Annotated in this window: 8 protein-coding genes; 7 read left to right on the forward strand and 1 reads right to left on the reverse strand. The window is 53.8% G+C overall.

Annotation, left to right across the window (positions count from 1 at the left end):
• The first annotated feature begins 210 nt into the window (after positions 1-210).
• The gene (locus tag WAO31_RS03450) at positions 211-1,317 is read left to right on the forward strand and encodes an N-acetylglucosamine-6-phosphate deacetylase (RefSeq protein ID WP_509590294.1); all 1,107 of its coding nucleotides are present in this window, start codon (positions 211-213) and stop codon (positions 1,315-1,317) included.
• Here WAO31_RS03450 and WAO31_RS03455 read toward each other — a convergent pair.
• A complete protein-coding gene (locus WAO31_RS03455; RefSeq protein ID WP_509590296.1) occupies positions 1,314-2,198 on the reverse strand; it encodes a MurR/RpiR family transcriptional regulator in 885 nt (294 codons plus the stop codon). The two genes, WAO31_RS03450 and WAO31_RS03455, sit on opposite strands and share 4 nt — an antisense overlap.
• Positions 2,199-2,313: 115 nt before the next feature.
• Between WAO31_RS03455 and WAO31_RS03460 the strand changes: the two genes are divergently transcribed.
• The 6 genes from WAO31_RS03460 to WAO31_RS03485 all read left to right on the forward strand — a co-directional run.
• Positions 2,314-3,249: an N-acetylmuramic acid 6-phosphate etherase gene (locus WAO31_RS03460; protein WP_509590298.1), complete on the forward strand. Its 936-nt coding sequence runs from the start codon at positions 2,314-2,316 to the stop codon at positions 3,247-3,249.
• 69 nt (positions 3,250-3,318) lie between these two features.
• Positions 3,319-4,629 carry an ABC transporter substrate-binding protein gene (locus WAO31_RS03465; RefSeq protein ID WP_509590300.1) on the forward strand — a complete coding sequence of 437 codons (1,311 nt, stop codon included), beginning with the start codon at positions 3,319-3,321 and terminating at the stop codon, positions 4,627-4,629.
• Between the two features lie 33 nt (positions 4,630-4,662).
• A complete protein-coding gene (locus tag WAO31_RS03470; RefSeq protein WP_509590302.1) occupies positions 4,663-5,595 on the forward strand; it encodes a carbohydrate ABC transporter permease in 933 nt (310 codons plus the stop codon).
• Complete coding sequence (locus WAO31_RS03475) at positions 5,595-6,422, forward strand: carbohydrate ABC transporter permease (RefSeq protein WP_509590304.1); 828 nt, start codon at positions 5,595-5,597, stop codon at positions 6,420-6,422. The genes WAO31_RS03470 and WAO31_RS03475 overlap by 1 nt, the downstream gene beginning before the upstream one ends.
• Positions 6,419-7,336, forward strand: coding sequence for a BadF/BadG/BcrA/BcrD ATPase family protein (locus WAO31_RS03480; RefSeq protein ID WP_509590306.1), 918 nt, complete (start codon positions 6,419-6,421; stop codon positions 7,334-7,336). Before WAO31_RS03475 ends, WAO31_RS03480 begins: the two co-directional genes overlap by 4 nt.
• A 3-nt stretch (positions 7,337-7,339) precedes the next feature.
• Positions 7,340-8,687: FAD-binding oxidoreductase (locus tag WAO31_RS03485; RefSeq protein WP_509590308.1), on the forward strand; the 1,348-nt coding region annotated here is incomplete at its 3' end.

The raw sequence follows: 8,687 nt of genomic DNA on the forward strand, positions 1-8,687 counted from the left end.
TCATTTATTGCACACGGAACAACCGTTGCTGAGGTGTAGACGTAATTGCCAACTGCAAGTGCACCACCTGAAATAACCAGCACAAGTGCTGCAGCTGTGATGCCAATCCACCCTGATTTTTTCACTCAATGAGAGTAACACTGACAATCGTGCCTCGGCACCCCCGTTTTTGGCTCGCTGTATTGTTGGCCTTGTTCTAAGGAGCCATAAGTGATTCTCATTCACTCAGTGTCATTTGCCGGCAGGTCCGGAGATGACAATTGGGTTCTGTTCGACCGGGAGATTCGCGAGATTGGCCACGGCGAATCTTGGCGCGATCTCGAATTCGACGAGTCGCTAGACGGTTCCGGCCACCTGCTCTCAAGACCCTTTATTGAGACCCACACGCACGGGCTTGAGGGCCACGCCGTCGAAGATGGCATCGCCTCGATGAGGGCGATTCGCGAAAGCCAGAGAAAGTATGGGATCGCTCGCTCGATTCTTAGCTTGGTTTCACTGCCACAGAACCGGATTCTCGAACTAATTGCTGATGCCAAGGTCTTGATGGGGGATGACCCCGGTTTTCTGGGACTGCATCTGGAGGGCCCATACATTGCCGAGGCTCGTTGCGGCGCCCATGACAAAGAGGCCTTGCGCAAGCCAACTGATGCGGAACTAAACGAAATTGCTAAGGCCGCCCAGCTCGAGACCGGAGGGTCGGCTATCGCCTCGATCACAATCGCCGCTGAGCTCTTCACTAATTCGCAGCTGAGCCTGCTTTCAGAGGCTGGAATTGCTCTTTGCCTTGGTCACACCGAGGCAAACTACGAGCAGGCCAAGGATTTCTTTGGCCAAAGCCGCAGAGTTCTCACTCACACCTATAACGCGATGCAGCCAATTGGCCATCGCGACCCCGGACCAATCCCCGCGGCAATTGAGGCTCCGAACACATTTCTCGAACTGATAGCAGACGGTCATCACGTCAAGCCCAGTGCGGCAAATATTCTGCCCCAGGAGAAGCTGATTCTGGTTTCAGACTCAATGGCCGCCGCCGCTCAGTCGGACGGTAAATACATGCTCGGCACTCTCGAAGTTACGGTCGCAGACGGAGTCGCCACCACAGCATCAGGATCGCTGGCCGGCTCGACACTGACATTAGACAAAGCGGTTGAGAACTATGTCTTGTGGGGCAATTCTTTGGAGCAATCGGTTCGTTGCGCTGTAGAGAATCCCGCAGCGGCCTATGGACTCAAGATTGCGCCAATTTCGGCTGGAGAGACTGCAGACCTGCTGCTGATAGGTCCCAACGGGCAGCTGGTCAGAACCTACGGTTTCTAGTCCGATACCTTTTGGTTGTAGGAGAGGCGGTTGTCTCGAACCGCATCGTAGGTCCGCTCAAGTGAAGCCGAGGCGGTCTTGTAGAGAGTCTGCATAATCCTCACAAACAGAAAATCAACTACGGCAAGCTGCACAATACGTGATGCCATAGCACCCGACCTGAAACGGGACTCCTTGGAGCTTGTGACCAGGGTCAAATCCGCAATCCGGCCAATTGGCGACGCGGGGTGATTTGTTATCGCGACAGTCTTGGCTCCGGACTTCTTTGCCGTCTCAAGCATCTGAAACACTTCGCTGGTGATGCCCGAGTGAGAAATCGCGATCGCTACATCGTCTTTTCCTAAAACCGCAGCGGAGGTAAGGGCAAGGTGATTATCGGACCAACAGTAGGCGGTGAGACCGATTCGATGGAGCTTCTGTTGCAGGTCCATGGCCGCTAGATAGCTCGAACCAAGACCGTAGATATCTAGACGTCTGCAGCCAATGATTGCCTGGGCGGTCTTGTCGATTGTGGCTCTATCAATGTTGCGCGCGGTGTCTGAAATTGCCTCAGCCTCTTGGAACGATATTTTGTAGAGAGTGTCATCAAGCGAGTCGTCCTCAGTGATGTCACCGCCTCCGATTGCAAATTGTTCCTTGTCCATTCGGCGGCGATCGAGTGCAACCACGATGGCGGACCGCAGGTCTGAGTAACCGGAATAGCCCAACGCCTCGCAGAAACGGGTAATCGTCGCGGTTGAGACCTTTGCGGAGTCGGCGAGTTCGCCGATGGTCATGTTTGCGGAGGAGTTGAGGTCTGATAGAAGGTGGTCAGCCAATGCCAGCTGTGTTCTGGTCATGTTTTTGCGGTAGGCATTGATTCTTTGGTTCAGCTCAAACATGTCACCCCTCCAATAAAACGATAGTGCCAGAAAAGATAACTGAAAAAGTATTTCAAATTGATAAATTTTTACAAAAATTCGTTTTGCACTGAAATTTATGCAATAAGTTTCTTCCATGGCTCAGACAGCGGGTGCGACGAAGCACACACTAGGCATGTTCCTTCCTACGGAACAGCGCAACAGTCTCTCGACCGCGCTCCATGAACTTCAAGCTGAAGAAATCCTCGAGCTGATAAATGATGAAGACAGCTTTGCTGTAAGCGAGGCAAAGAGGGTAATCCCAAAAACTGCCGAGCTAGTTCGAGTCGCCATTGACTGCATTTATAGCGGCGGATCGGTGCACTACTTTGGCGCTGGCACCTCCGGTCGCATCGCCACCCAGGATGCAGCAGAGCTCTACCCAACTTTCCACACTCCTCCTGAAGTGGTCCAGGCACACATGGCGGGTGGAGTGGATGCACTGCTGACATCCGTAGAGAACGCAGAGGACGATGTAGCTGCGGGAGCAAGCGATGCCTCTGGCCTGGGACCCAAAGACTTGGCCATTGGGCTGGCTGCCTCAGGCAGAACCCCGTATGTCGGAGGAGCCCTAGAAAAGGCACGGGCCAACGGGGCAAAGACCGCCATCATTGCCTGCGTTCCCGAGCCAACGCTCGCGCAGTATGCGGACATAGTCATCGCGGGAGACACCGGCCCGGAAATTTTGACCGGCTCAACCCGTCTGAAGGCGGGAACTTTTCAAAAAGTTTTACTGTCGGGTTTCTCCACGGCAGTCATGGTAGGTCTTGGACGCACATACTCGAACCTCATGGTTTCGATGGTCGCGACCAACGAAAAACTTCACTCAAGAAGCATCCGCATCTTGATGGAAGGTTCTGGATTGTCGCAGGAGAAGGCGGTGGAACTTTTCGAGCAGTGCTCGGGAGATCTAAAACTTGCCTTGGTTTGTGGCATTTCAAAAACAACTCCCGACTTCGCCCGCCCATACCTAAGTGCGGCCGGAGACGTGGTCCACAGGGCTTTGGAGTCAATAACAAATAAAACTGAATAGATTTGTGGGCCTGGCTAACCCACGATGTTCCGATCCAGCCGCAAAGCAATGAATCAATAAGGAGACAAATTGCGAAAGAGACTAAGTGCTCTTGGATTAGTAGGAGTAGCAGCACTGGTGCTAACCGGTTGCGCTCCCGCTGCCCAAGAACCCGCTGAGACCAGCGCTCAAGCTCAATCAAGTGCGACGGCTGATCCAGTAGAACCAGTAACCCTGACCATTTGGTCATGGAGAACCGAAGACGTCGAGAAGTACAACACCATCTTTGACGTCTATGAGGCAGCCAACCCAGGCGTGACAGTCGAGTTTGAGGCCTTCCTAAACACCGAGTACAACCAGATTCTGGCAACAGGTCTTGAGGGCTCCGATGGACCAGACCTAGCCATGGTCCGTGCCTACGGTGGCGTTCAGCCGCTAATTGAGGCCGGACAGTTGCTACAGGTTGACGGCCTAGTCGACACCTCTGCTGTTGAGCAGAGCCTGTTGGCTGCTGCAACCGGCAAGAATGACGGCAACCTATACGGTGTCCCATTTGCAACTCAGGTACTGCAGGTGTTCTACAACAAGGGCATCTTTGACGAGCTTGGCCTAACCGAGCCAACCACTTGGGAAGAGTTCGTAGCGGTCAACGATGCGTTGAATGCCTCTGACTACACCCCAATGGCTCTGGGTGCAAAGGACGCTTGGATGCTGCCAATCTTCCACGAGATTGTTGGTGCTGCGCGCTTCGGTGGTCCTGAGTTCCGTGACGAGCTTCTCGCAGGTTCAACTGACTTCACCGACGCCGACTACGTTGCATCAATCGACCTAGTGAACCAGATGACCAACTACATGGTCGATGACGTCATTGGTGTCGGCTACGCAGACTCCCAGGTGCAGTTCATCTCTGGAACCGCAGCTCAGTTCCCAGGTGGCTCATTCGAGCTTGGTAACTTCCAGACTCAGGCACCAGACATGGACCTAGGCGTCTACCTGGTTCCACCACCACCGGGAGCAGTTTCAGACAAGCCACTTGCTGCAGGTTGGGCTGACGGTAGCTTCGCTATCAACGCCAACACTGCAAACCAGGAGGCTTCGCTGAACCTACTCAACTGGCTAGCTTCAGCAGAATTTGGCCAGCTATTTGTTGACGAGATCAAGCAGTTCTCCGCCATCAAGGGAATGACCTACTCAGACCCTGTCATGAAGGAGATCGGCGAACTGTTTGCATCAGGTCCTTCGCAGTACATCAACCTTGTTGACATGCGCTACGGAGACCCAACCGGTTCCACACTGATTGGTGAGGGAATCCAAGGCATGTTCCTCGGCGATAAATCAGCCGCGGACGTTGCGCAGTACCTACAAGAGGGAGTTGCAACCTGGTTCACTCCAGGCTCATAAGCTCCTAGTTTGTAGCTGAAAAGGAAATAGAGGATGAAGACCAAGTCAGTGAAGAGCCATGCGAGGATGCCCTTCCTCACTGGTGTTGTCTTCGTGGCACCAGCGCTCCTGCTGTTCTCGGTCTTCATCCTCTATCCCTTAGCTACCGCACTCAGCTACTCCTTCTTTAGCTGGAAGGGAACCCTTCAGGGCAGTTTCATTGGCCTTGAGAACTACGAGGCGGTCTTCACCAGAAAGCCCTTCGATGAGGCTCTGCCCAATGCTTTCTCCCACAACCTCCTGCTTTTTGCGGGAGCGATGGTTTTCCAAAACACAGTGGGTCTTTTGTTGGCCATGGCCCTTCACAAGATTGGCCGGCTAAAGCGGCTTTTCCAGACCATGTTCGCGATGCCCTACCTCGTGAGCCCGCTGGTAGTCGGTTATCTCTGGTCGCTGCTACTCTCTCCGCTTTTTGGCCCAGTAAACGCAATCCTTAAGGCCGTTGGACTTGAGGAGCTTGCGCTTCCGTGGCTGGGCGATCCAACCACCGCAATCTGGGCGATTGTTTTTATTACTGCCTGGCAGTGGATCGGCTTCCCCATGCTTCTATATGGCGCTGCCTTGGGGGGTATTCCAGAGGAGATAACCGAGGCTGCGGACATTGATGGTGCCACAGGTTTCAAGAAGTTCCGCTCGATAACCTTCCCCTTGCTACTTCCCGCACTTGGAACCGTCTCAATTCTTACCTTCATCGGTGCCATGGAGGCCTTCCCCATTCCCTATGCCGTTGGTGGCTCGACGGGAAGCCCTGCGGGAGCAACGGACGTAATGGCGCTGCTGTTTTACAGGACCGCATTTGAGTCAGGCGATGTTGGATCCATAGGAACATCCAGCGCCTTGGCGATGCTTTTGTTCCTCTTTATTTTTGGTGTGGCAGTAGCCCTCAGACTCGCGCTGAGTCGCGGTGAGAAGAGGCTTTACGGCTAATGAGAAAACGACTCAATGTAATGGCAATTCCAAAGCACACGCTGCTTTGGCTATACGCCCTTGTTTCACTTTCTCCCCTGTCGATCATGGTTTTGAACTCATTCAGAACCATGAAGGAGATGGCAAGGGAGCCTCTAGCCATGCCAGAGAATTTCAACTTCACCAGCTATGAGAAGGCTTGGGTCACGGCCTCATTCGAGACCTATTTTTTCAATTCGATGTTCGTGACGATTACCTCGGTCTTCATCGGTACCTCAGTTTCGCTACTTGCCGCGTATGTCTTTGCAAGAAGTAAGAGGAAGATCTTCGCCTTGATGGAGGGCCTATTCCTATCAGGCCTGCTGCTGCCAGTCTTCCTCGCAATTCTGCCGATCTTTTATCTCTTTGACGCCTTGGGATTGATTAGCAACCTCTGGGGTCTGATCCTGGTTTACTCCGCCCTAAGTATTCCCTTCAGCTCCTTCATCCTGGCGGCTTTCTTTAGGCAGTTGCCCATCGATCTTGAAGAGGCCGCCAGAATCGATGGTGCGGGATACTTCCGGACCTTCTTCTCGATATTGCTGCCATTGGTGAGGCCAGCAATTGCCACGGTAATTGTGTTCAGGTTTGTGCCAATCTGGAACGACTTCTTCTACCCACTTATGTTGATGAGGGACAGGGCCGTCTACACACTTCCTGTGGGCCTAACAAGATTCTTCGGTGAGTACCAAACTGACTGGGCAACCCTCTTTGCCGGACTCACTATTGCGACCATTCCTCTGGTTATCCTGTTCGTTGTGGCTTCTAAGCAACTCATCTCAGGTCTAACCGCAGGAATGTCCAAGTGACGGACTTTCTCGGGATAGACGTTGGGGCCTCTGGGCTGAGGGTTTTCAGCGACGTAAAATCCCCTGCAATCGCTGTCATCGACGCCCCAAATTCGTCTAAAAATCGAGAGCAAGATCTGATAGACGCTCTTCGCAGCTTGAGTAAAGAGAATCCACAATTGACGGCTTCCAGGGTTTGCCTTGGCATGAGTGGCTTTTCTTCCCTCGGGGTCTCAGCAGGTGCAATTGCGGCCGAAATCAGAGAGTTGTTTGGAGCCGAGGCCGTTATTACCTCCGATATGGTCACAGCCCACTACGCCCATTTTGGTCAGTCCGAGGGGGTAACTGTCGTTATCGGCACGGGAGCTCTAGCCTTTGGGATTGCTAACGGCAAGGCCCAGCGCATTGACGGACTTGGAGCATCGCTCGGTGACTTTGGTTCCGCCTACTGGATCGGACTAAAGCCCATTCGCAGGGCCGTCCGAGACAGCGAGCTCACTGGCAACTCTGATCTTTTGAATGCCCTCGAAGCGCAGATCGGGACTGCAGCTGAGTGGCCCAGGCGCTTTGCTCGGCAGGAGATAACAGAATTTGACGTTGCGAGCCTAAGTCGTAAAGTCTCAGAACTCTCAGACGTGGGCAACCCGGCTGCTGTGGAAATACTCACAGAGGCTGGGGTGGTTGCAGCCGAGTCTGCGGTGGCCTGCGCTAGCGCAGTCGGCACGAAGTCTGTGGGCTACGGCGGATCTGTGCTCCTAGGAAGTGAGAAGGCGAGGGAGTCCTTCTTAGGCGTGCTGGCAGATCATGACTTTGACGCTTCTGAACTCAAAGCGCCCTCAGGCATCGGTGCCGTGCAAATAGCTGCCGGTGTTGAAAACGAGCGAGTGAAATTCCTGATTAGCCAGGGGCTGGCTCACTTTGATGGGCACAGCTAACCGATGGTCCAGATCAGCAAGCTCTTTGAGGCAGAGGGTCTCGCGTCTAAACAAGACACCGAATCCCTAACCCGCAGGTTGGTGTGGTCAAGAGATGCCTCGCACTTCCGAATCATGCCCGGTGCAACACATAAGGCGACAGACCTAGAGTCGGTTGCAAGGCTCCTAGGCCTTGCAAACCAACATGGCTATCCCGTGACCTTTCGATCGGGCGGCTCATCACTTAGCGGTCAGACCGTCGGGCACGGTGTGGTGGTGGATACGCGCTCGGGCTTCCAGTCGCTTGTCTCGATTGGCGAGGACTCAATTACCGCGCAACCAGGCGTGACGTTGGCAAGACTCAATGGACACCTCTCTCGAAGGGGCCGGAAGGTCGGCCCAGACCCTGCATCCATGGTTGCCAGCACTCTTGGCGGAGCGGTCAGCAACAACTCGAGTGGAATGACCTGCGGCACCGAGCTAAACAGCTATCGAACTATTCGTTCAGCCAAGATTGCTTTTGCCGACGGCCAAATTCTTGACACATCAGCTACCGACGCAGACTCACAGCTGAGAGCCTTGAGGCCAGACATCTACAAGCTTTTGGAGACCAAGCGCGATCAGATCAGGTCAAACCGAGCTCATCAGCAGAAGATTCGACACCTGTTTCGCCTGAAGAACACCATGGGGTATTCACTCAATGCCTTTTTGGACTTTGACTCTCCAGTAGAGATTCTGCTTCGGCTTTTGGTCGGAGCCGAGGGGACCCTGGCGTTTCTCGGGGAGGTAGAGCTTGCAACTGTCGAAACCTTGCCCTATCGCTCAGCCAACCTGCTTCTATTTGATGACCTTGAGTCTGCCAATGCCGCGATACCGGGACTCATTGAACAGAGTCCGGCAGCGATTGAGCTAATGGACGCGACCAGCCTTGCAGCCCTCAAGGCCGAGGGCATGCTGCCAGACCCCTTGGCCGACATGGTTACTCAGACCGCGGCTGCGGTCTTGGTTGAATTCGAGGCTGGTAGCGAAGAGGAGCTTTCGTCAAAGTCGGTCAGATTTGAAAAGACATTTGCAAAGCCAATCGTTTTTGCTCAGGCCACGGGCCAACTCCGAAACGATCTTTGGGCAATGCGTAAGGGTCTCTATGCGGTTGTCGCCAAGGCTAGGCCGGCAGGCACCACTGCGCTATTGGAGGACGTTGCGGTTCCTCCGGAGAAACTAACCGAGGCCTGCAGGTTGCTAAGTGAGGCTTGCGAAGGCTTTGGCTACGGCAAGCCAGTCATCTTTGGCCACGTCCGAGACGGCAACATTCACTTCATGATCTCAGATGACTTTTCCGACCAGAAAAGCATCGAAACCTTTCAAGGGTTCA

This window comes from Rhodoluna sp., assembly GCF_049276775.1.
Classification (GTDB): Bacteria; Actinomycetota; Actinomycetes; order Actinomycetales; family Microbacteriaceae; genus Rhodoluna.